Annotated in this window: 21 protein-coding genes and 1 other RNA gene; 12 read left to right on the top strand and 10 right to left on the bottom strand. The window is 42.2% G+C overall.

Annotation, left to right across the window (positions count from 1 at the left end):
* Positions 1–19: 19 nt before the first annotated feature.
* Positions 20–1,837, bottom strand: coding sequence for a DUF885 domain-containing protein (locus ABS301_RS20460; protein WP_349673963.1), 1,818 nt, complete (start codon positions 1,835–1,837; stop codon positions 20–22).
* Between the two features lie 518 nt (positions 1,838–2,355).
* On the opposite strand from ABS301_RS20460, the gene metG reads away from it, so the two are divergent.
* From metG to dhaS, 6 genes are all read left to right on the top strand, one after another.
* Positions 2,356–4,332, top strand: coding sequence for a methionine--tRNA ligase (gene metG / locus ABS301_RS20465; RefSeq protein WP_349673964.1), 1,977 nt, complete (start codon positions 2,356–2,358; stop codon positions 4,330–4,332).
* 84 nt (positions 4,333–4,416) lie between these two features.
* Positions 4,417–5,172, top strand: coding sequence for a TraX family protein (locus ABS301_RS20470; protein ID WP_349673965.1), 756 nt, complete (start codon positions 4,417–4,419; stop codon positions 5,170–5,172).
* A gap of 23 nt (positions 5,173–5,195) precedes the next feature.
* Entirely contained in the window at positions 5,196–5,960 is a 765-nt protein-coding gene (locus tag ABS301_RS20475; protein WP_349673966.1) for a TatD family hydrolase, read from the top strand.
* 29 nt (positions 5,961–5,989) lie between these two features.
* Entirely contained in the window at positions 5,990–6,517 is a 528-nt protein-coding gene (locus ABS301_RS20480; protein WP_349673967.1) for a GNAT family N-acetyltransferase, read from the top strand.
* A gap of 117 nt (positions 6,518–6,634) precedes the next feature.
* The gene (rsmA, locus tag ABS301_RS20485) at positions 6,635–7,507 is read left to right on the top strand and encodes a 16S rRNA (adenine(1518)-N(6)/adenine(1519)-N(6))-dimethyltransferase RsmA (protein ID WP_349673968.1); all 873 of its coding nucleotides are present in this window, start codon (positions 6,635–6,637) and stop codon (positions 7,505–7,507) included.
* Between the two features lie 16 nt (positions 7,508–7,523).
* The gene (gene dhaS / locus ABS301_RS20490; RefSeq protein WP_349673969.1) at positions 7,524–8,087 is read left to right on the top strand and encodes a dihydroxyacetone kinase transcriptional activator DhaS; all 564 of its coding nucleotides are present in this window, start codon (positions 7,524–7,526) and stop codon (positions 8,085–8,087) included.
* Here the strand turns inward: dhaS and ABS301_RS20495 are convergent.
* Positions 8,084–8,317 carry a hypothetical protein gene (locus tag ABS301_RS20495; RefSeq protein ID WP_349673970.1) on the bottom strand — a complete coding sequence of 78 codons (234 nt, stop codon included), beginning with the start codon at positions 8,315–8,317 and terminating at the stop codon, positions 8,084–8,086. The two genes, dhaS and ABS301_RS20495, sit on opposite strands and share 4 nt — an antisense overlap.
* Before the next feature lie 235 nt (positions 8,318–8,552).
* Between ABS301_RS20495 and ABS301_RS20500 the strand changes: the two genes are divergently transcribed.
* Positions 8,553–10,256 carry an oleate hydratase gene (locus tag ABS301_RS20500; protein WP_502877988.1) on the top strand — a complete coding sequence of 568 codons (1,704 nt, stop codon included), beginning with the start codon at positions 8,553–8,555 and terminating at the stop codon, positions 10,254–10,256.
* A 200-nt stretch (positions 10,257–10,456) separates the two neighbouring features.
* Positions 10,457–12,130 (top strand): peptide ABC transporter substrate-binding protein, encoded by a 1,674-nt coding sequence (locus ABS301_RS20505; RefSeq protein ID WP_349673971.1) that lies wholly within the window; start codon positions 10,457–10,459, stop codon positions 12,128–12,130.
* Positions 12,131–12,189: 59 nt separating this feature from the next.
* On the opposite strand, the gene ABS301_RS20510 is transcribed toward ABS301_RS20505, so the two are convergent.
* From ABS301_RS20510 to nagB, 7 genes are all read right to left on the bottom strand, one after another.
* A complete protein-coding gene (locus tag ABS301_RS20510) occupies positions 12,190–12,741 on the bottom strand; it encodes a TIGR01440 family protein (protein ID WP_349673972.1) in 552 nt (183 codons plus the stop codon).
* 39 nt (positions 12,742–12,780) lie between these two features.
* The gene (locus ABS301_RS20515; protein ID WP_349673973.1) at positions 12,781–13,200 is read right to left on the bottom strand and encodes an HIT family protein; all 420 of its coding nucleotides are present in this window, start codon (positions 13,198–13,200) and stop codon (positions 12,781–12,783) included.
* 169 nt (positions 13,201–13,369) lie between these two features.
* Positions 13,370–13,774 carry a bacteriohemerythrin gene (locus tag ABS301_RS20520; RefSeq protein WP_349673974.1) on the bottom strand — a complete coding sequence of 135 codons (405 nt, stop codon included), beginning with the start codon at positions 13,772–13,774 and terminating at the stop codon, positions 13,370–13,372.
* Between the two features lie 67 nt (positions 13,775–13,841).
* A complete protein-coding gene (locus ABS301_RS20525) occupies positions 13,842–14,852 on the bottom strand; it encodes an ABC transporter ATP-binding protein (RefSeq protein ID WP_349673975.1) in 1,011 nt (336 codons plus the stop codon).
* Positions 14,806–15,663 carry an ABC-2 family transporter protein gene (locus ABS301_RS20530; protein ID WP_349673976.1) on the bottom strand — a complete coding sequence of 286 codons (858 nt, stop codon included), beginning with the start codon at positions 15,661–15,663 and terminating at the stop codon, positions 14,806–14,808. Before ABS301_RS20530 ends, ABS301_RS20525 begins: the two co-directional genes overlap by 47 nt.
* The gene (locus ABS301_RS20535; RefSeq protein ID WP_349673977.1) at positions 15,656–16,486 is read right to left on the bottom strand and encodes a hypothetical protein; all 831 of its coding nucleotides are present in this window, start codon (positions 16,484–16,486) and stop codon (positions 15,656–15,658) included. Before ABS301_RS20535 ends, ABS301_RS20530 begins: the two co-directional genes overlap by 8 nt.
* Positions 16,487–16,840: 354 nt before the next feature.
* Complete coding sequence (gene nagB, locus ABS301_RS20540) at positions 16,841–17,575, bottom strand: glucosamine-6-phosphate deaminase (protein ID WP_349673978.1); 735 nt, start codon at positions 17,573–17,575, stop codon at positions 16,841–16,843.
* Positions 17,576–17,692: 117 nt separating this feature from the next.
* Here nagB and ABS301_RS20545 point away from each other — a divergent pair, with 117 nt between their 5' ends.
* The gene (locus tag ABS301_RS20545; protein ID WP_349673979.1) at positions 17,693–19,297 is read left to right on the top strand and encodes a DUF6128 domain-containing protein; all 1,605 of its coding nucleotides are present in this window, start codon (positions 17,693–17,695) and stop codon (positions 19,295–19,297) included.
* A 19-nt stretch (positions 19,298–19,316) separates the two neighbouring features.
* Here ABS301_RS20545 and ABS301_RS20550 read toward each other — a convergent pair whose 3' ends face one another.
* Complete coding sequence (locus ABS301_RS20550) at positions 19,317–20,012, bottom strand: anaerobic ribonucleoside-triphosphate reductase activating protein (protein WP_349673980.1); 696 nt, start codon at positions 20,010–20,012, stop codon at positions 19,317–19,319.
* 73 nt (positions 20,013–20,085) lie between these two features.
* Between ABS301_RS20550 and tadA the strand changes: the two genes are divergently transcribed.
* The 3 genes from tadA (at position 20,086) to ABS301_RS20565 (ending at position 22,186) form a co-directional block, all read left to right on the top strand.
* Complete coding sequence (tadA, locus tag ABS301_RS20555; RefSeq protein ID WP_349667649.1) at positions 20,086–20,574, top strand: tRNA adenosine(34) deaminase TadA; 489 nt, start codon at positions 20,086–20,088, stop codon at positions 20,572–20,574.
* A gap of 68 nt (positions 20,575–20,642) precedes the next feature.
* Positions 20,643–20,904, top strand: an RNA gene (gene ffs, locus ABS301_RS20560) — signal recognition particle sRNA large type.
* 202 nt (positions 20,905–21,106) lie between these two features.
* On the top strand, positions 21,107–22,186 hold the full coding sequence (locus tag ABS301_RS20565) for a 6-phosphofructokinase (RefSeq protein WP_349673981.1): 1,080 nt from the start codon (positions 21,107–21,109) through the stop codon (positions 22,184–22,186).
* Position 22,187: the final 1 nt, after the last annotated feature.

Raw genomic sequence — 22,187 nt, forward strand, 5'->3', positions numbered from 1 at the left:
GGCTTTTGCCTGTTTTATTTTAACTTCTAAGCTGTTTTGCAAGCCAGTTGCGGAAAGCAGGCTGAATCACTGAAAATGGGGCTGGGCCCACATCAAGCAGAAAAGTATGAAAGTCTTTTAAGTTAAAGTTATCCTTTAAGACTCTCTCAGCCGTGTTTCGCATTTCCATGATTTCCAGATAGCCCACGTAATACTCCATATAATTCGTTGGATTTTCCACCAGGCTACTGTAAATGGAATCTACAATATCTGTATTTTCCACGTTATAAAAGGTTCCAAGATATTTGGCTGTAGCTTCCTTATCCCAGCCTTCATAATTGATACAGATATCAAGGTAAGCGTAAATTCCCAGCGTAATGGCCGTATTATGTGCCAGAAGTTTTCCAAGTTCTGGGTCCAGCCCGTTATCCAATGTGTAGGAATAATATTCTACATAGGTAGCCCATCCTTCGGAATAGCTTGAAAATGAAAGGATGCTCCTTAAATCATTTGGTTTTTTGCTCAGGAAGTATACGTTCTGATATAAATGTCCCGGGTATCCTTCGTGAGCCAGGGTGGTATAAAGGTCTTCATTTTGGAAACGCGGGTTGTTGTTAATGTAAATAACATTATTCTGGTACTGGTCCAAAGGGGGCACCAGGTAAAAGGCCGGGCTTAAAGAGGATTCCAAAGCACTTGGCACATACTTGACCGTGTAGTTGCATGGTGGAAGCTCCGGAAAATCTGTAGTAATCTGAGATTTTAAGGATTCCAGGATTTCTTCCGGTTTAGTGTACTTAAAGGAGTAATGGTCCAGAGAGTCAATTACTTCAGGATGATCTTTCGTAATCTGTCCCAATGCCCTGATATCACTATTCATCTGTTTTTCAATAGCCTTTTTCAGGATTTTGACTGAATCATAGGAGGTACCGGTATTGGAATGAACCAGATATTCAAAGTATTTTTTTCCATCAGGATACCAGGAAAGACCTTTGTCATTGGTTCCAGTTCCCATTAGAGCAGTAATACCGCTTATTAAATTCTTATAGGCGGGAACAAAATGTTCTTCCAGAACCTTGATATTCTGCTTCTTATATTCTGCTTTCTCCTCATCGGTTAAGTCTGTCAGGGAATCAATTCTGGTATTGAACGTTTCTGCGAGGAAGCTGTGATCCGGCTGTATTAAATAGGCTTCACAGGATTTTAAAACATGGTCGGCGGCAGCATCTGACATAAAAAGTCCTGCCTCTGATTTCTTCTTTTCGAATTCCATTATCTGCCCGTAATATTCGTCAATGGAAGACAGCAATGATAGATAATGGTCTACATCCGCTTTGTTGTTGAACGTATACTCGGCAAAGAGAACAGGAAGCTGGGCCTGAATTCCTATGGTCGTGGTCAGCGGCTGGGCGTAGAGTTCCATTCCATCAGAGCTTAATTCGGTATCAACGTAGGAGTACAGAATCTGATATGTAAGCCTCTGGTCAGCAGTCAGCTTCCGGGGGTTAAAGCTTTCCAGCTTTTTCTTTACCTCCTGAAGGTCCTTTGTACCCTGCTTCATCTTATCCAAAGAGAAATCTCCAAGAGTCAAAGGAACCGTATTAATCCCTCTGGAAGCAGGATCGGCAATACTGAAATGAAAACTGATGCCGGAATCGCTGATTTCATCCCGGAATAAATCGGCAGTAAACTGATCGAATGCTTTCTGCATGGATAAATCCTGGGCATGGTATTTTTCGTATAGGCCATCGGAAGGCGTTCCCGTCTGTCTTGGAGGTGGTGTACAGGCGCAAAACAGAGAGGCCGCCAAGACAATGGAAAGGATACGGCGTCCCTGCCTGATAATCATGTTTTTCATATTAAGATCCTCCACAATTCACTAATATTATTTATATGTTTATAAGAAAAAAGTAATGACAAAAGGTCAGATCCTGAAACTTACCTGCTTGACAAACGGGAATGAAACTATTACACTAGGGTTACTGACAATTGATTCATTTGAGAATGCTGAGAAAAGAAGAGTAAGAAACCCGCCTCATGTACAGAGAATTCCGGTAGCTGAAAAGGAAGCCTGAGCGTATTTCCCAACATGGCCTTGGAGCAGCGAAGTTGAATTGGCTTAGTAAGCCTTTAAATTTCGACGGTCACACCCGTTATCGTGTCAGACTGTTATTATATACCAAAAGCGCCATTCTGGAAAGCTTTTGATTAGAACGCAGCCGGTGAGGTCTGTGTCGTAAGGCATGGATAAATTAAAGTGGTATCACGGGATAGTGCCCCGTCTTTAAATTTCCTATGTGGATTTTTTAAGACGGGTTTTTCTTTGTTGGGAAATGATTCACCCTGCATCTCATTATATTTCTGGAGGAAAAGATTATGTGTAAAGATTCAAACAAAAAGCCATATTATATCACCACAGCCATTGCATATGCATCCGGTAAGCCTCACATCGGCAACACCTATGAGGCTGTTTTAGCTGATTCCATAGCAAGGTTTAAAAGAGAAGAAGGATACGATGTATTTTTCCAGACAGGAACGGATGAACACGGACAAAAGATTGAGGAAAAAGCTGCAGCAGCAGGCATAACTCCCAAGGAATTCGTGGATCAGGCGGCTGGTCAGATTAAAACTATCTGGGATCTGATGAATACCTCCTATGACAAGTTTATTCGTACTACTGATCCGGATCATGAAGCACAGGTTCAGAAAATCTTCAAAAAACTTTACGATCAGGGTGATATCTATAAGGGATATTATGAAGGTTTATACTGCACTCCATGTGAATCTTTCTTTACTGAATCCCAGCTGGTAGACGGAAAATGTCCGGATTGCGGACGTGAAGTAAAACCGGCAAAGGAAGAGGCTTATTTCTTCCGTATGAGCAAGTATGCAGATCGTTTGATCCAGCATATTAATGAAAATCCTGATTTTATTCAGCCCGTATCAAGAAAAAATGAGATGATGAACAACTTCCTTCTTCCGGGACTTCAGGATTTATGCGTGTCCAGAACCACATTTACATGGGGAATCCCGGTAACATTTGATCCAAGACATGTTACTTATGTATGGCTGGATGCATTAACAAATTATATTACAGGAATTGGATATGACTGCGATGGAACTAACACTGAACAGTTTTCAAAACTCTGGCCTGCAGATCTTCATCTGATTGGTAAGGATATTATCCGCTTCCATACTATTTTCTGGCCAATTTTCTTAATGGCACTGAATGTACCCCTTCCAAAACAGGTATTTGGTCATCCATGGCTGTTGCAGGGCGACGGAAAGATGAGTAAATCAAAGGGTAACGTTCTTTATGCAGATACACTGGTAGATTTCTTTGGAGTGGATGCAGTTCGTTATTTCGTTCTTCATGAAATGCCTTTTGATAATGATGGAATCATTTCCTGGGAGCTGATGGTGGAGCGCATGAACTCTGATCTTGCCAATATTCTGGGCAACCTTGTAAACCGTACCATTTCCATGTCCAATAAGTATTTCGAGGGCGTGGTAAGAGATGGCGGTATCACAGATGCGTTTGATGAGGATTTAAAAGCAGTAGTGCTTGAAGAGGTGAAAAAGGTCAGCGAGAAGATGGTAAAACTCCGCGTCGCAGATGCAATTACTTCTATTTTTAATATCTTCAGAAGAAGTAATAAATATATTGATGAAACAGCACCATGGACTCTTGCAAAGGATGAGGCTTCAAAAGCCCGTCTGGAGACGGTTCTTTATAACCTGACAGAAGCTATTACTATCGGAGCATCTCTTTTGGCTTCTTTTATGCCGGAGACCTCTGCTAAAATTCTTTCTCAGCTTAACACAACAAAAAGAGAGCTGCCCCAGATGAATGAATTCGGTTTATACCCATCTGGCAATAAAGTGACTGACAAGCCCGAGATTTTATTTGCCCGTATGGATATGAAGGAAGTGATGGAGAAAGTGGAAGCTATGCATACAGCTGCAGTAGGTACCACAGAGGAGAAAGAATCACAGGAAGATGACGGAATTGATATAGAGGCAAAAGCAGAAATCGAATATGAGGATTTTGCAAAGCTGCAGTTCCAGGTTGGAGAAATAATTGCCTGCGAGGCAGTAGCGAAATCGAAAAAACTCTTATGTTCCAAAGTTAAAATAGGAAGTCAGGTAAAACAGATTGTCAGCGGCATTAAGGCTCATTACTCACCAGAAGAAATGGTTGGTAAAAAGGTTATGGTTGTGGTAAACTTAAAACCAGCGAAGCTGGCTGGTGTTTTATCCGAAGGCATGCTTTTATGTGCCGAAGATGCACAGGGCAATTTATCTCTTATGGTTCCGGAAAAGGCAATGCCATCAGGAGCGGAGATCTGCTAATAAAAAGCTGTTTTAAGAACAGGAAAAGATGATAATGAGGCCGGATTTTTATAATCCGGTCTTATCGTTTAAGAGGAGGACTTGATGACAGAATCCACTGCTTTCCAAAAGAAAGGAATTTCAGGAAATACCTTAAAGATCATCGCGATCATAACCATGCTGATTGACCATATTGGCGCGGTTATAATTGAAAATGGGATATTAAAGTATCAGGACCCTTTACTGATGCAGACAATCCTGGCTACGCCAGAAGGCGTAAAGTGGAGTACCATTGATTTTGTTCTCCGAACCATTGGAAGAATATCCTTTCCCATTTTCTGCTTTTTGCTGGTTGAGGGGTTTCTTCATACCAAAGATGTCAGAAAATACGGAATCAGGCTTTTGGCATTTGCCTTGATTTCAGAAATACCGTTTGACCTTGCAATTTTCAACAGCTGGTTTCATCCCGGGTATCAGAATGTATTCTTCACCCTTTTTATTGGTCTGTGGGTGCTTGAGTGGTACCAGAAGGCCATGGGTGATCCCCTTCGGCAGTTTCTGGCAATCGGAGTTGGATGCGGGGTATCCATACTGCTGAAATCAGATTACAACTTAGACGGAATCGTATTGATACTGATCATATATATATTTAGAAATAATAAAAAACTTCAGACTATATTTGCAGGAATTATGGCTGCATTAATCAGTGCAAGCTGTTTTGGAGCAGGAATATTTGCTCTTTTGCCCATACACTTTTATAATGGAAAAAAAGGTGAGAGAAATCTAAAATATTTATTTTACGGGTTTTATCCTCTTCATTTAATCCTGCTTTATATTGTTCGGTTATTGATTACAGGCTGACAAACGTTTTAAAGGAGATATCTATGATTTTTGATACACACGCTCATTACGATGATGAAGCATTTGATGAAGACAGAGAAGAGCTGCTTGTAAGTCTGCAGTCTCATGGCATAGAAGCGGTTACCAATGTTGGAGCCAGCATAAAGACATCAGAGAATACCATCAAACTCGCAGAGAAGTATTCTTATATATTCGGGGCAATCGGTGTTCACCCCAATGAAACTGGTGAGTTAAATGATGAGAAGTTAAACTGGCTGAAAGAAAATTCCAGCCGTAGCAAAATAGTTGCCATTGGCGAAATAGGACTTGATTATTACTGGGAAGAACCAGATCATGAAACACAGAAGACTTGGTTTGTGCGTCAGCTGAATCTGGCTAAGGAAGTAAAGCTTCCGGTTATTATTCACAGTCGTGATGCGGCGAAAGATACCCTTGATATTATGAAGGCGGAGCATTCCCAGGATGTGGGCGGTGTGATTCACTGCTTTTCCTATGGAAAAGAGATGGCGAGGGAATATCTGAATATGGGATTTTATTTGGGAATTGGCGGCGTTCTGACCTTTAAAAATGCCAGAAAGCTGAAAGAAGTAGTGGAATATATGCCTTTGGATCAGCTGGTACTTGAGACAGACTGCCCTTACCTGGCCCCTGTTCCCAATCGGGGAAAGCGCAATTCTTCCCTGAATCTTTCTTATGTCATTGATGAGATTAGCGCCATAAAGGGTATTTCCAGGGATGAGATTATAGAAGTCACCACCCGGAATGCTAAAAAGCTTTATCATCTGTAGAAAAGACAAAGTGTTAATAAGGAGTATATGTGAAAGAAATCAAGGAAAAAACCGATATCATGATACTGAAAAACACTCAGGAAAACGATTTAGACTTCGTGGTTGAATGGGAACATCAGCCTGATAATGCTCAGTATGTCGGACAGTGGACAAGAGAACAACATAGAGTTTCCTTGTCTCAGGAAGACATCTTGCATTTATCAATAGAAGAAAGATCCACCAATAAGCTGATCGGATATGTAATTTTAGCTGGTATTACAAATCCAAATCACAACATTGAATTTCGGAGAATTGTTATATCAGATAAAGGTCACGGCTTTGGAAGAGAAACTTTAAAGTTAGTAAAAAAAATTGCCTTTGAGCAGTTAAACGCACATAGATTATGGCTTGATGTCAGATATAAAAATCAGAAAGCACAAAGACTGTACAAGTCAGAAGGCTTTGCTGAAGAAGGCATACTAAGAGAATGTATTTTATATCATGGCAGTTATGAATCACTAATAGTCATGTCAATTCTGAAAAGTGAATATGTTAATCAATATGATTTACAGTGTTAGCTTTCCGCAATATCATATTTAATGGCGGTCTCCGGGATTCGGACCCGTCTTATATTTATTGACTTTTTGTTTATAATAAGATACCATTGATTAATAAAAAACGATAGGAAAATGTGTATGCAAAATAAATTAGGCAACCCTCAAAATACAATCCAGATCATCAAAAAATATGAGTTCGCATTTCAAAAGAAGTTCGGACAAAATTTTTTAATTGATACACACGTACTTGAGAAAATCATTCTGGCAGCAGGTATAACCAAGGATGACTGCGTTTTAGAGATCGGTCCTGGAATCGGTACGATGACTCAGTATCTGGCAGAAGCAGCAGGCCATGTGGTCGCAGTAGAGATCGATTCAAAATTAATACCAATTCTAAAAGAAACGCTGGCTGATTACGATAATGTAACTGTAATCCATGCAGATATTCTAAAGACTGACATCAATGAGCTGACTCAGAAATTTAACGGTGGACGCCCCATAAAGGTGGTGGCAAATCTGCCCTATTATATTACCACACCCATTATTATGGGACTTTTTGAAGGTCAGGTCCCCATCGATAACATTACAGTCATGGTGCAGAAGGAAGTGGCAGACCGTATGCAGGTAGGGCCAGGTTCCAAGGATTACGGTGCCCTCTCACTGGCTGTTCAATATTATGCAGAGCCATATATTGTAGCCAATGTTCCCCCAAACTGCTTTATGCCCCGCCCCAACGTGGGATCAGCGGTGATCCGCCTGACCCGGCATAAAAATCCACCTGTCAGTGCACAGGATCCGGGACTGATGTTTCGCCTGATCCGGGCATCCTTTAACCAGAGAAGAAAAACACTTCAAAATGGTTTGAACAACTCTCCTGAGGTTCCTTATACAAAAGAACAGATTATATCGGCAATTGAAAGCCTGGGTATTTCCCCGTCTGTGAGAGGAGAAGCACTGAATTTAGAGCAGTTTGCGGCACTTGCCAATTATTTTACAAATATAAAGGAATAGTATAACAGGAGGGCCTATGTCGGATTCGCTTATTACGAAACGTGCAATTGCAGAAGCATTGAAGCAGGTGTGCAAAGAGAAACCATTTGATAAGATATCCATATCAGATATTACGGCAGTATGTGGTCTGAACCGGCAGACCTTTTATTATCACTATCAGGATAAGTATGAACTATTAAGCTGGATTTATTATAATGAAAATTTTGCTACAATTGCAGATGATATCAGCCTTGATAACTGGAATGAGAAAATCCATGAGCTTTTGAGTAATATGAAACAGGAAAAAAACTTTTACGTAAATACCATAAAAGAGCAGGAACATACCTTTGAGAGTTATTTGTATGAGATGACGAAAGCATTATTTTCTGAAGCAATTGAGTTACTTGATGAAAAGGGGAAACTGACCTTTGAAGAACGGGATTTTGATGCCGGATTTTATGCCTATGGCCTGTGCGGAGTAATCATGGACTGGGTAAAAGAAGGAATGAAGATGGAGCCGAAAGAAGTCTCAATACGGTTAAAAAGCCTCGCCAGGGCTACGGAGCGGATCGGATATATTCGCAGCCAGGCGGAGCTTTAAACCAGTTTCTGAATAATCAGATTCAGGCAATCGTCTCTGGAACTATTTTTTATCATGATAAGCAGTTCCTCGTAAGTAAAAAGTTCACTGGAGGCGGGACTGAACTTTTGTAACAGTTCCCTTAAGTTACGGGCGGTCCGTTCCGGTGCTTTCTGACCATTTTTAAGTTGATGAAAAAGTGCTGTTTTTAAAACGCTTTCCCGTATATGGTTGTGTAACGTTCCCGACATGGATAGTCCTCCTTATTCATTATTTTCATTGTAAAAGAATATATAAAAAATTACGATAGACAATATAGAAGAATTGTCTGGTTTTTCGACACCATTTTGCGGGTGTCGTTTTTTTATACAGGAACAAAAGCATGTATGGTGACGGTAAAAATGTTATATGATAATATAAGTTTATCAATTGATTTTAAAAGAGATTGGAGTGTGGCATATGTTAAAAAAAATGGAGAAAAGTAACATGATGAAATTGCTGGCACTGGGGGCGGCGGCTACGGCAGCAGGTGTGGCTGCCAAGACACTGTATGAACGTACTGGGAAATCAAAAAAGGTAAAGCGGATGGATTCCAAAAACAATTCCGTTATCCCAAAAGGAAAGGCTTATTTTGTAGGAGGCGGTCTTGGCAGCCTTGCGGGAGCAGCCTATCTGATCAGAGACTGCAAGATGCCTGGCAACCAGATCACCATCTTTGAGGGGATGCCCATCTTTGGAGGAAGCAATGACGGTATCGGTACTCCTGAAAAGGGATTTGTCTGCAGGGGAGGACGCATGCTCAATGAAGAGACCTATGAAAACTTCTGGGAGCTGTTTCGATCCATACCCTCATTAAGTAAACCGGGAAGAAGTGTAACAGAAGAAATTTTGGATTTTGATCATGCGCATCCTACCTCAGCCAAGGCAAGACTGATTGACAAAGATGGAACCATCCTTGACGTGAAAAGCATGGGATTTAATCAGAAAGAACGTATGGCTTTATTAAAATTGATGAACACACCGGAAGAAAAGCTTGATGATATGACCATTGAAGAGTGGTTTGCAGATACGCCCCACTTTTTTACCACCAACTTCTGGTATATGTGGCAGACAACCTTTGCATTCCAAAAATGGAGCAGCCTATTTGAATTCCGCCGCTATATGCGCAGGATGATATTGGAGTTCTCCCGTATTAATACATTGGAAGGCGTTACAAGGACTCCTTTCAATCAATATGACAGTGTAATACGCCCGCTTGAATCATATTTAAGAAAAGAAGGGGTTATTTTTGCAGAGAACTGTACAGTAACTGACATTGACTTTGCAGAAGGAGATGAGATTACCGCTAAAGTTCTTCATCTGTCCGATCATGGGGTTACCCGTATGTTAGAAGTGGAAGATGACGATATCTGCATTATGACCAATGCATGTATGACAGACAGTGCTACATTAGGTGATCTTCATACACCAGCACCAGCGCCCGTTTTGAGGCCCATATCCGGGGAATTATGGAGTAAAGTGGCGGTGAAAAAGCAGGGACTTGGAAATCCATATCCATTTTTTGGAGATGCCAATGAAACCAACTGGCTGAGCTATACCGTAACCAGCAAAGGAAACAAGCTTTTAAAGCTTATTGAGGATTATTCCGGCAACGTTCCGGGAAGCGGAGCTTTAATGACCTTTAAGGACTCTAACTGGTTAATGAGCATTGTTGTTGCTGCGCAGCCTCACTTTCCTAATCAGCCCATGGATCAGACCATATTCTGGGGCTATGGCTTATACACCGATAAAATAGGAGATTATATCAAGAAACCAATGAAAGACTGTACAGGAGAGGAACTTCTTACAGAACTTCTCTGCCACCTTCATATGGAAGACCGCAAGGATGAGATAATGGCAGATGTGGTAAATGTAATCCCATGCATGATGCCTTATGTAGATGCCCAGTTCCAGCCGCGCAAAATGGTTGACCGTCCGGAGGTGGTTCCAGCCGGCTCTACCAACTTTGCAATGATCAGTCAGTTTGTCGAGATTCCGGATGATATGGTATTTACGGAAGAGTACTCAGTTCGTGCTGCAAGAATAGCAGTTTACACACTGATGGGAATTGATAAAAAGATCTGCCCGGTTACTCCCTATGTGAAAGATCCTAAGGTATTAGTTAAGGCAGTGCAGACTTCCTATCGTTAAATAATCAAAATGTCTTTGTGAGCCAGACGAATGATGCATATCAATCGTCTGGCTCTTTGATGCTTTATCACGTTATAACCTTAATACACAAGAGCTTAATAAGAAAAAGCTCGTTGCATGATTGTCCCTTTTGTGGTATGCTATTACTCGTGCTGTCCTTGAAGGACGGACGAATGAACGTAAATACGGAGGGAAGTATTATGAAGAAAACAGCAATCGTATTAGCCGCTGTTCTTGTCTCTGGCCTCGTTTTAAGTGCATGCGGAGGTAGTACCGGAAAGACCGGCACAACACAAAGCAGCACCGAGAAGACAGAAGCAGCAGCCAACACCTCAACAGGGGGGCTTGACCTGGCAGTACAGATCGGATCTGATCCGGAAACCATTGATCCGGCTCTTAGTACAGCAATTGATGCATCTAACATCATTATGCATGCCTTTGAGACTCTTATGATATTTGATGAGAACAACAAAATCGTTCCTGGACAGGCAGAATCCTATGATGTCAGTGATGACGGACTTACTTATACCTTCCATTTAAGAGACGGTTTAAAATGGAGCGATGGTTCCGATTTCACCGCAGAGGACTTTGTATATTCCTGGAAACGTATGGCGGATCCTGCTACAGCAGCGCCCTACGCAGCAGATATGCTTTCCGTTGTCAAAGGTTATGACGAAGCAGCAGCAGGCAATGTTGATGCACTGGCAGTCTCTGCTCCTGATGCAAAAACTTTCGTAGTTGAGCTTTCAGGTCCTTGTGTATACTTTGACAAGATTGTGACTCATGCAAGTATGGCACCTGTGAAAAAAGATGTAGTGGAAGCGAAAGGTGACCAGTGGTCCCTGACTCCGGATTCCTATATTTCAAACGGTCCGTTAAAGATGATCGAATGGGTACCAGGATCTCACATCACCTTTGCTAAGAATGAAAATTACTGGAATGCCGATAAGGTAACTTTAAATACTTTAAAGTTCGTTCTTATGGAAGATCCCAATGCTTCATACAGTGCATACCGGACAGGTGAGATTCAGATGATTCGTGATGTGCCGACTGAAGAGATTCCAGGCCTCAGGGATTCAGCTGAATTCCATTTAGAACCACGTATGGCAACATCCTATACTATTTTTAACACCCAGAAGGAACCTTTTACCAATGTGAAAGTACGTCGTGCATTAAGTCTTGCAATTGACCGCAGCTATATTGCCGATACCCTTATGATGGGAACAGCACTTCCTGCAGCCAATTTCGTAGGACCTGGTATCTCTGATGAAAAAGAAGGTTCTTCATTTGAAGAGGTAAGCCGTACAAACAACGGTGGTGACTATTTCAGCGTAGATAATTATGCAGCTGATCTTGAAAAAGCGAAAGCGCTGCTGACTGAAGCTGGATATCCTAACGGGGAAGGATTCCCTGCTATTGAATATATGACCAACGACGCCGGCTACAACAAGGCAATTGCTGAGTACTTACAGAGTGCCTGGAGCGAGCTTGGAATCAGAATGGATATTAAGATTGTTGAATGGTCTACATTCACACCTACCCGCCGTGCCGGTGATTTCCAGATCTGCCGCGGAGGCTGGGTTTATGATTATGATGATCCTTCCAACATGCTGAATCTGTTCTCAACGGAGAGCGGAAACAATGATGGAAAATATTCCAATGCGGAAGTAGATAAACTCCTGACTGAGGCAAGAATCACTGCCGATAAAACGGAGCATTTTGATAAACTTCATAAGGCAGAAAAAATTATGATGGAAGATGCTGCAGTGTCTCCTCTTGTATATTCCAGTGATTATTATCTGCAGAAACCTGAAATTAAAGGAACATGGCATTCTCCATACGGCTACTGGTTCTTTATGTACGCTACAGAATAGTCGAATTATAGAAAAACCTGCTGTCATCGGTTCATACCGCCTGACAGCAGGTTTTTTAATTATTCAATGGTATCATCATAAGAAGCGCGGACACCGCCAATGTATTTTGGTCTGGTACGGGCTGCAACCACATGGGCAGAGCCAATATACTGGGTTTTTATGCGAATGGGAACCGCTACAGCTTTCAAATGCATTCCAATTAGTGTATCCCCAATATCGATTCCAGAATGAGCTTTAATCGATTCTACTGCAACCGGATGTTCAAGACTATGGTAGGCTGCAAGTGAGAAGGAGCCACCGGCCTTAAGCTGCGGTACTACATTGACCGGTTCATAATGATAAAACTCCGCTGCTTCCTTTTCTAATATGAGTGCCCTGTTTAAATGCTCACAGCACTGGGCAGCCACATAAATGCCCTGTTTATGAAAGACTTCATAAATAGCCGAAAATACTGCCTGGCCGATCTCTGCACTGGAATGAGAGCCGATTCTGTGATCGGATATCTCGCTGGAAGAGCAGCCGATCACTACCAGGTCCTTCTCCTTTAAATGAGATGCGTCCAAAACTTCTTTTGCGGCTTTGCCTGCCTGCTTTCTGATTTCATCTAACATAATCCGGCACCTTCCTTCCTGTACAGTCTGTCTGTTTGATTATAAGGCTGCACGAATGGCTTCAGCCATTTTCTCATACTCATCATCGGTTAAATATACCTTATCCGGATTCATGGTAAATGTACCTCCCCACTCATCTCCGCCATTGTATTTGGGAACGATATGCATGTGAAGATGACAGCCTGTATCTCCATAAGCGCCATAATTTACTTTATCCGGATTAAAAACCTTGTGAATAGCTTTGGATACTTTGGAAACTTCAGCAAAAAATGCATTCCTCTCTTCATCGCTGATATCAATCATCTCACTTACATGATCTTTATATGCAAGGATGACTCTGCCTTTCTTGCTCTGTTCTTTAAATAAATATAAAAAGCCTGTTTCCATTTCACAGACAGGATAACCAAATTTAGCAACCAAGTCTCCCTTCATACAATATGCGCAATTTGTGTCTTTCATAATCATGTACCTTCTTTCCAGTAGTTTGTTTTTAATTTCTGAACCTATTTTATCAAAATAAAGACGGAATGAAAAGAGAGCACAGCAATTATTTTATACCACAGCATAAAAAAACAGCTTCCTGCCAGAACTCTGGTAAGAAGCTGTTTGATGTTTATTCTTATTTGGATCAGGATTTGCTTTTTAAGTGAGTTGCAACTTTGACGTCTTCTTTTTTGATATGGTTGATCAGCCAACCTGCAATTGCACTGTTTACTTCGCCAACCAGTGAAATGGTAGGACCTTCCTTATCAAGTTTCTGGCAGATTCCTGCAACTACCTTCTTAAACTCTTCATGGTAGCGCTTGTGATTTGCATAATCGGGATACTGGCTCTGAAGCTGGAGTTTTTCCTCATCTCCAAAATGCTTGGCAGTATAATCCTGTAAAAACTTAGTAGTGTTGGCCAGCTCTGCACGGCCTTTACCGGTAGAGCAGGCAGTCAGTAAATTATTGATCGCATCAATCAGCTGACGGTGCTCTGAATCGATTAACTGGTTTCCGGTCTCCAGATCCTTTGTAAATGCGTATGCCATATGTACACCTCTTTCGTTATAAATAATGTAAGTATATTCTACACTAATCCTACGAAAAAACCAACTGTTAATTTTCGCGCCAGCTTAAGTATAAATTAGCCACTACATCTTCAATGGGTGCCTTTTTAATTTCCATATCAAGAATCTGGGGGAAATCAGAAAGTAACCCCATAACCTTATGAATTCCTAATACATTCCGGTCAAATTCGTATTCGTGAACACCGCTTTCTGTTTTTAAAAGCTGCATACCCGGAATGGAAAGCGGTGTCTCTTCTTTTGCCGTAGTAAGGACAATCCGGTAAAAGCCTCCCATCACGTTTCGAAGTTCATCAAAGTCTCCATCAAATGCAAGTTTCCCCCTGTTAATAAGAATGATTCTCTGGGCCATTTCCTCCAGATCGTCCATATCATGACTGGTTACCACCACCGTTGTTTTGTTCTCAAGGTTAATCTTCTTTAAAAACAGGATCATCTGCTGCTTGGCAAGTACATCTAGACCAAGTGTGGGCTCATCTAGAAAAATCAGTTCCGGACTGTGAAGCAGAAGCATGGCGATATCCGCCCGCATTCTCTGCCCAAGACTCAGCTCCCTGGTAAAGGTTTTTAGAATATCGGAAAGATCCAAAAGTTCTGTAACCATCTCCAGATTGTTTTTGTAAACGGAATCCGGAATGTTCCACACCTCCTTTTTCCATTGGAAGCTGGATATCACCGGATGGTCCCACCATAATTCTGTGCGCTGTCCAAACAGGACTCCAATATGGCCCATGAGTTTGATCCGGTCTTTGGCGGGATCTAATCCCAGAACAGATACCGTACCTTTTGTAGGCATGAGAATACCGGAAAGAATTTTTATTGTAGTACTTTTACCTGCACCATTGGCACCTGCATAAGCAACGAATTCCCCCTTCTTTACCTGAAGTGATATGTGATCAAGAGCTGTTACTACCCGCTTTTCCGGGTGAAGAAGGTTTTTAATAATGTCGCGGGTGCTGCCGCTTCGCTGCCACTGGCAGTATTCTTTTGTTATATTATCGATGGCCAAAGCCGGAGTATCTTGGAGAACCATAGGTTTCATAATATTTCATTCCTTTCTTAAATGTGATAATGGCTATGATTGAAAAAATTGCGGCTGCCAAGGGCAGATAGAACGCTTTCGGAACTAAAATCGCCTCTAACCCGTATTTCCCGGCTTTTATTAAAAGTGTGGAAGGAAACCAGGCGCAAAGGCCCACAGGAATCAAGGACAAAAAAATGTGCTTTTGAAAGCCTTTCATATTTCCCAGCGGGTAAGTTTTTAATGAAGAAAATAATTCCCTGCCCACCCCGGCAATCTCCTCTGCAGCAGCAGGGGCATAGAACGCAGAGCAGGAAATCAGATAGATAAATGACATCACAATGACAATCGAGCAAATGCTGAAAAAAAGAAACAGCAATATAGAAACAGCATTTATAGGTAAACCCGCTCTTATGGCACCGTAAGCAGTAAGTCCTGTTCCAAAAATCAATATGGGAGAACCGGAAACAGGGGAAAAACCCTGTGCCAGGAGTTCTGCCCACAGAGGGACCGGCTGAATCATTATGTGGTCAAGCTGCCCCCGACCAATAATACGGCTGATCATGCCAGTATTATTGCCCATAAAAAATACCATAAAAATACCGTCAATAAAGAGAGCGTAACCCATCATAAATAGAATTTCATTTTGGGTCATACCGGAAAAATTCTTAAAATTTGCAGATAACAGGCAGACACCTGCAATGGTGCAGCCACCGCTAACAACATCTGAAACCAGTTGAATAAAGAAATAGCGGGTATCCCGTAGAAACCATAATAAATCCATTTTTGCATATTGCCTGTAAAGCCTGATTAATATTTTAAAATTATCCACCAAAAGAGATCATCCTTTCTTTACTTTTATTAAATACGTAAATTGCAAAAGCCCATAAAATAACAGTCCAGAAAAACTGAAGTGCCAGAACCCTGTAAGGGAAATGGGCAGTTCCGGTGTAGATGGTTAAAGGTCCATGGGCAACTGAACCCAATGGAAGCAGGGAAAAAAGGGTGCCCAATTTTTGGGGAAATAAAGAAAATGGTATCATTTCTCCGGAAAGCAGGGAATAAACTGCCTCTCTGACAGCAAGAGCCGCAAAGCATCCATTTTTCAGATTCATAGCCAGAGAAGCGAAAAGCAAATCTATGGCAAATCCAATACAAATAGCCAGCAGCAGACTTATGAGAGAGAGAATCCCCATACGAAAAGAAGCAGGCAACGGACTGACAGACAGAACCGGTGCAAAAAGCAATAATGGAATACCCAGAAATAAGAAGTTGGGAACCCAGAATCGACCAATGGTCTCTGAAATAAAGCTCGCTTCAATTGCCATGGGCCTTAAAAAACGCCCAATGATGGACCCCTCCCACAAGGATGAAGTGGCGGGGGAAATAATATTTAATTCCTGATGTAATACGGCAGACATCAGCGTGTAGGTCATTAACTGGCCCAATGATACGTTTGCCGGCAGAGCATTTGTGCTGGCCAAAGTCTTCCAGATAAAGGTCAGCATAATGAACTGGACAATCTGAACAACGTATCCTCCAGCTACACAGAGAAAGCCTCCATCAAAAATTTGTTTCGAGCAGATTAAAGTTGTGGAGCATACGGCTCTTGAGAGAGAGCCGCAGCCGGACAGAATGGTTTTTACCTGTTTCATAGGTCATATCCTCCATATTGTGTGTTTAGAATCAAAGTGGAAAATGTCCGTTCAGACTGCCATTTCGAAAAAAACGCACAAAAAAACCCGGTGCAGGAGCATCCGGGCGGAAAATCAACCGAAAAACCAGTGGTAAAACCTACCGGCTAACAGAATAATTTTCAGATGAGACGCTGCCTTTTTCGTAAAAATGGGCGCACTGATACACGGACGCGTCAAAATTACCGAAAACTGCAGATATATTATTAATATTAGTCCATAATGAAGTAGCTTTAATAGATATATTTCTCACAGCGTCTCACCTCCTTAAAAAAATTTAACTTATTATATCATTTTAAGTAATTTACGTCAAGATTAGTTCATTTCCCATTTTGACAGTGCTGCTTCATCGGCTACAATAATAACATCTGGATGGAGCTGCAGAATGGAAGCAGGAACTTTTGGGGTTACCGGACCGCAAAGGGCATTATATAAAATTTCTGCCTTATCTTCGCCGCTTACCATTAACAGGATTTTTTTCGCTCTGATAATTGTACCGATTCCCATGGTATAAGCCTGGCGCGGAACCTGATCTGCAGATTCAAAAAAACGCTTATTTGCTTCAATGGTGCTTTCCTGTAAGTTAACAATGTGGGTATCTTTTGGGAAGATATCGGAAGGCTCATTAAATCCGATGTGCCCATTATGACCAAGTCCAAGAATCTGTAAGTCAATGCCGCCCAGATTTCTGAGAATCTCTTCATATCTGGCAGCTTCTTTTTCTGCATCAGATTCCATTCCATCAGGTATATGAGTATTGGTTAAATCGATATTTACATGCTTAAATAAATTCTGCTTCATAAAGTGGTAGTAACTCTGGTCATTGTCTCTGGTTAATCCCTTGTATTCATCAAGGTTTGCTGTTTTTACCCGGGAAAAATCCAAATCACCTTTGTTGTACCATTCAATCAGCTGTTTGTAGGCACCTACAGGTGTAGAACCGGTAGCAAGTCCCAAAACGCAGTTCGGTTTCATAATGATCTGGGCAGATATAATATTGGCTGCTTTTCGGCTCATGTCATAGTAGTCTTTTGCACGGTAAAGCTTCATTTTTATCATCCTCCACATATTGGAAAAAATTTTTATTTTATTCTTTCATTAGGATATCATTTTTATGTCATAGATGCAATGGCATTTTGCATAAAATAGTGATAAAGGAGTGGTGGCATGTCTAACTATCGAAGACTAATCTCATATATTTATGCCTACGAAGGCGGAGTCAAAGGAAAAAACATCGGATTTGCCAAGATAGAGACGAGAGGAATCCAGTGCAAAATTACGGTAAGTGTGAAAAGAATTTATGTAGGCGGCAACGACATTGGAGTATATCTATTGGCCGGAGAACAGGAAATATACCTTGGTAATATTTTCATACGAGGCGGTTCCGGTGAATTCAGAGCCACAGTATCCGTAAATGATATTGAACGTTCCGGTTTTAACATGGACCAATGTTTTGGACTGACCATACATGATGTAAAAAATACATGGAGATCTTATACCACCATATGGGAGGATGCAGTTGCTCATGCTGCGGCAGTTGATCTGGAAAATACAGATTCTGCTGTAAAAGAAAATTCTGCCATATCGGAAGAACAGATTAAAAAAGCTGTTCAGGAGATAGAAAAAGAGTTTCCGCTGGAAGATGGAAACAGTCAGGATACAAAAAATGAAGAAGAGGTTCTTCTCCAGGCGGAAAGTCCGGTGTCATCCGACAGTGAGCCAAGCCCGGAGGCCGAAAGTCTTATGCCTGAGATCCAGCAGATGATAGGTTCCATAGCTCAAGATGGAAATACCAGAACCTCAGTGACCGGTCCAACAGCAGGAGGGAGGCAGGGAAATCCGCCTTCAGTGACTGAGCCTGCGCCGGATAGACAGCAAAACACACGCCCGACCATGACCGGACCGATTCCTGGCTGGTGGCAGGAACCACGTCCCACAGGACCAATGCCGACAGCCCCGATGCCCAACGGGTCAATGCCAACAGCGCCAATACCTAATGGCGCAATGCCACGGTCAATGCCGACAGGAACCATGCCCACAGCACCAATGCCGGCTGGAACCATGCCCACAGAACCCATGACTTCAGAGTCCGTACATACAGATCCATCCGAAGAAGTTCAGACTGTTTTACAAAGTCAGCAGGAATCTATTCCCTTAATGCCAAAGCCCATGATGACTGAATTTGAAGATGGCGGATTAAAAGAATCTGTTCAGATGAGTTCGGGTGATGCAGGCCTGGCAGAGGACGCAGATGCGTTTCTTGAGCCCGAGGCAGGAACTACCCGTTTATACCGTGCAGATGCCGTAATAAAAGAAACTAAAAATCAGGACCATACGGAACCAAAGCTTGGTGATCCAGAGATACTGGAGCATTTGCGGGAAAATGAAAGTCAGGAAGAAAATCAAAATCGTGTGAACTGGGAAAAATTAAGAAAAGAACATACCAGGCTTCTGGCGTTTGATTATGAAGACGGATGTGAAATTCTGACTATTAAACCTCAGGATATCGGACTTCTTCCCAGAGATGCCTGGGTATATGGAAATAACAGTTTCTTATTGCATGGTTACTACAATTACCGGTATCTGATCCTTGCCAGGCTTAACACGGAAGGAACACCCCGCTATCTGCTGGGAGTCCCGGGACATTATTACAGCAATGAACGATATATGGCATCTATGTTCGGTTTTCCTAATTTTGTGCTGTCAAAAGATCAGCCAATGGAAGACGGGCGTTTTGGGTTCTGGTATACTGATATAAAAGTAGGGGGCTGAAAAAGCCCCCTGGTTTGCTTTAAAAAGATTCGCCCCGGAGCGCGGCTCCAGGAAGAAATGGTTTTAATATCTTTAAAAACCCCTTCAGTTCACTATCTGAAAAAGAAGTGTAGCCCGGGCATAAAACCTGATCAGAATCCACATAATTTTGAAGAAAGTACTGGGAATCTCCCTCCAGCCAGTTGCCGATGTCCACGAAATCCCCCATTGTATGAATCCCTTTTACAACTGTGGTGCGAAATTCGTATGGGATACGGTTTTCCATTAAAAATGCAGCGCTTTCTTCCACGTTCCTTATTTTAAGATCCCCGGTTCCAGCAGCTTTCTTATAATGCTCCCGACCGGATTTTATGTCCATGGCTGTATAATCCAGAAGCCCTTCTGTAATCAGCTTTTTTAATACATCAGGCCGATAGCCATTGGTGTCAAGTTTAATGAGATAACCCAGTTCCCGGATTTTTCGGATAAATGACTCCAGTTCTACAGCCAGCGTGGGCTCTCCACCGGTAATACAGACACCTTCCAGAATCCCTTTTCTCTTTATAAGAAAATCTAAAATTTCTTCCTCTGAGAATAGTGACACGGCATCGCTGCCAATCAATCCGCTGTTATGGCAAAAAGGACAGCGGAAATTGCAGCCGCCCAGAAAAATTGTGGCAGCCACATGACCTGGATAATCCAGAAGTGTTGTTTTTTGAAGACCACATAACTTCATCTATTCACCATTCCTTTATTTCGTGATATACTTAGGACAAGTATACCACATTAAACAGCAAAGAGGAATCATTATGACAATAGATGAAAAATATATGCGTCAGGCAGTTACACAGGCAAAGAAAGCAGGAGCAGTTGGTGAAGTACCCATCGGCTGTGTGATTGTTTATGAGGATAAAGTAATAGCCAGAGGATACAACCGGCGTACATCAGATAAAAATGTGCTGTCCCATGCAGAAATTATTGCAATCCGGAAAGCCTGCAAAAAGCTGGGGGACTGGAGACTGGAAGACTGTACCATGTATGTGACTCTGGAACCCTGTCCCATGTGTGCAGGAGCGATTGTACAGTCAAGAATGAAGAAAGTTGTCGTTGGCTGTATGAATCCCAAAGCTGGCTGCGCAGGCTCCGTACTTGATTTGTTTCATGAAAAAGGATTTAATCATCAGGTGGAAATGGAATCCGGAGTATTGGGGGAGGAATGTGCCCAGATGATGAAAAAATTTTTTAAAGAATTAAGGGATAATAAAAAACAGAAAATGGAAGATACAATTGCCCCCTAAATCCTTGACAATCAGGTGGTTTCCATGTATACTTAACTGCGATTAAGTCATAATACGTCATAAAGTTTCCGTGCAGCCGGGGAGATAGCGGTGCCCTGTACCTGCAATCCGCTCCAGCAGGGGTGATGTCTCACCCAGGGCCGGCTATTGTAGGGCTGCCCCTGATAAGTGACGATGACGTTTGGGTCTTACGCAACAGATCTTCATGAACCGTGTCAGGGCAGGAATGCAGCAGCACTAAGTGGAACCTTCTGTGTGCCGTGAGGGTGCCTGGACCGAGTTAACTGTCAGGGTAACGCCTGTGATAGCGGTTCAAAGTGAGACGCACGGATTAAAATATAGTTATCAGGACGCCGGAGAGCATTGAATTGCTTTGCGGTGTTTTTTCATTTTTAATATTTCCTTACATTATCTTATGAAATAAAGTTTTCCCTTGCCCCACATTCCCCTTTGTATTATAATTGAGAATAAAATGGGTATAATAGTACCTATTTCCAAATAACAAATCTAATCAAAGAAGAGGTGTGCTTTTATGATAAGAATTGGAATTCTTACAAGCGGCGGTGACTGCCAAAGCTTAAATGCTACCATGCGGGGCGTTGCCAAAGCATTGTACCGGCTGTTTGATGATATTGAGATTGTAGGATTTGAAGACGGTTATAAAGGTCTTATTTATGCGAATTACCGTGTGATGAAGCCGGAAGAGTTTTCTGGAATCCTGACAAAAGGGGGAACCATTCTTGGGACCTCCAGACAGCCGTTTAAACTGATGCGGATACCGGACGGGAACGGTCTCGATAAGGTAGAAGCGATGAAGCACACCTATAAAAACTTAAAGCTGGAATGCCTGGTTGTCCTTGGGGGCAACGGCAGCCAGAAGACGGCCAATCTCCTTAGGGAGGAAGGCTTAAACGTTGTATCGCTGCCTAAGACCATTGATAATGATTTGTGGGGAACTGATATCACCTTTGGTTTTCAAAGCGCGGTTAATGTGGCAACCAATGCCATTGACTGCATCCATACAACGGCTGCTTCCCATGGACGAGTCTTTATTGTCGAAGTTATGGGTCATAAGGTAGGCTGGCTGACGCTCTATGCGGGGATCGCCGGTGGGGCTGATATTATTCTGGTTCCGGAAATTCCATATGATCTGAATGTAATTATAGAAGCGTTAAAGAGCAGAACCAGAGAAGGCAAGAAGTTTTCTATTATTGCTGTTGCAGAAGGCGCGATTTCCAAAGAGAACTCGGTCCTGACGAAAAAAGAACTGAAAGAAAAAAAGAAGAATGGCGTGATTTACCCTTCTATGGCTTATGAGATCGGAGCCCAGATCACGGAACGGACCGGACAAGAAGTCAGGGTTACCGTTCCAGGTCATATGCAGAGGGGCGGAGAACCATGTCCATATGACAGAGTGATTTCCACCCGCCTCGGGGCAGAGGCAGCAAAACTGATAAAAAACAGGGAATATGGCTACATGGTGGCAGTTAGCAACAATGAAATTGTTAAGGCACCCTTAGCTGAGGTAGCCGGTAAATTAAAAACCGTCGATCCGGAATGTTCCATCGTTAAGGAAGCCAAGATGATCGGAATCAGCTTCGGCGACAAATAAG

The sequence above is a fragment of the Lacrimispora sp. genome (assembly GCF_031982545.1).
Lineage (GTDB): Bacteria > Bacillota > Clostridia > Lachnospirales > Lachnospiraceae > Lacrimispora.

What these genes read in the sequence shown, in the direction of transcription:
- tadA (WP_349667649.1), top strand. Translation starts at nt 20,086, where the DNA reads ATGACAATAGATGAAAAATATATGCGTCAGGCAGTTACACAGGCAAAG.
- ABS301_RS20550 (WP_349673980.1), bottom strand. Translation starts at nt 20,012, where the DNA reads ATGAAGTTATGTGGTCTTCAAAAAACAACACTTCTGGATTATCCAGGT.
- ABS301_RS20500 (WP_502877988.1), top strand. Translation starts at nt 8,553, where the DNA reads ATGATGAAATTGCTGGCACTGGGGGCGGCGGCTACGGCAGCAGGTGTG.
- ABS301_RS20510 (WP_349673972.1), bottom strand. Translation starts at nt 12,741, where the DNA reads ATGTTAGATGAAATCAGAAAGCAGGCAGGCAAAGCCGCAAAAGAAGTT.
- ABS301_RS20475 (WP_349673966.1), top strand. Translation starts at nt 5,196, where the DNA reads ATGATTTTTGATACACACGCTCATTACGATGATGAAGCATTTGATGAA.
- rsmA (WP_349673968.1), top strand. Translation starts at nt 6,635, where the DNA reads ATGCAAAATAAATTAGGCAACCCTCAAAATACAATCCAGATCATCAAA.
- ABS301_RS20470 (WP_349673965.1), top strand. Translation starts at nt 4,417, where the DNA reads ATGACAGAATCCACTGCTTTCCAAAAGAAAGGAATTTCAGGAAATACC.
- ABS301_RS20495 (WP_349673970.1), bottom strand. Translation starts at nt 8,317, where the DNA reads ATGTCGGGAACGTTACACAACCATATACGGGAAAGCGTTTTAAAAACA.
- ABS301_RS20535 (WP_349673977.1), bottom strand. Translation starts at nt 16,486, where the DNA reads ATGAAACAGGTAAAAACCATTCTGTCCGGCTGCGGCTCTCTCTCAAGA.
- nagB (WP_349673978.1), bottom strand. Translation starts at nt 17,575, where the DNA reads ATGAAGCTTTACCGTGCAAAAGACTACTATGACATGAGCCGAAAAGCA.
- ABS301_RS20565 (WP_349673981.1), top strand. Translation starts at nt 21,107, where the DNA reads ATGATAAGAATTGGAATTCTTACAAGCGGCGGTGACTGCCAAAGCTTA.
- ABS301_RS20525 (WP_349673975.1), bottom strand. Translation starts at nt 14,852, where the DNA reads ATGAAACCTATGGTTCTCCAAGATACTCCGGCTTTGGCCATCGATAAT.
- ABS301_RS20545 (WP_349673979.1), top strand. Translation starts at nt 17,693, where the DNA reads ATGTCTAACTATCGAAGACTAATCTCATATATTTATGCCTACGAAGGC.
- metG (WP_349673964.1), top strand. Translation starts at nt 2,356, where the DNA reads ATGTGTAAAGATTCAAACAAAAAGCCATATTATATCACCACAGCCATT.
- ABS301_RS20515 (WP_349673973.1), bottom strand. Translation starts at nt 13,200, where the DNA reads ATGAAAGACACAAATTGCGCATATTGTATGAAGGGAGACTTGGTTGCT.
- ABS301_RS20460 (WP_349673963.1), bottom strand. Translation starts at nt 1,837, where the DNA reads ATGAAAAACATGATTATCAGGCAGGGACGCCGTATCCTTTCCATTGTC.
- dhaS (WP_349673969.1), top strand. Translation starts at nt 7,524, where the DNA reads ATGTCGGATTCGCTTATTACGAAACGTGCAATTGCAGAAGCATTGAAG.
- ABS301_RS20505 (WP_349673971.1), top strand. Translation starts at nt 10,457, where the DNA reads ATGAAGAAAACAGCAATCGTATTAGCCGCTGTTCTTGTCTCTGGCCTC.
- ABS301_RS20520 (WP_349673974.1), bottom strand. Translation starts at nt 13,774, where the DNA reads ATGGCATACGCATTTACAAAGGATCTGGAGACCGGAAACCAGTTAATC.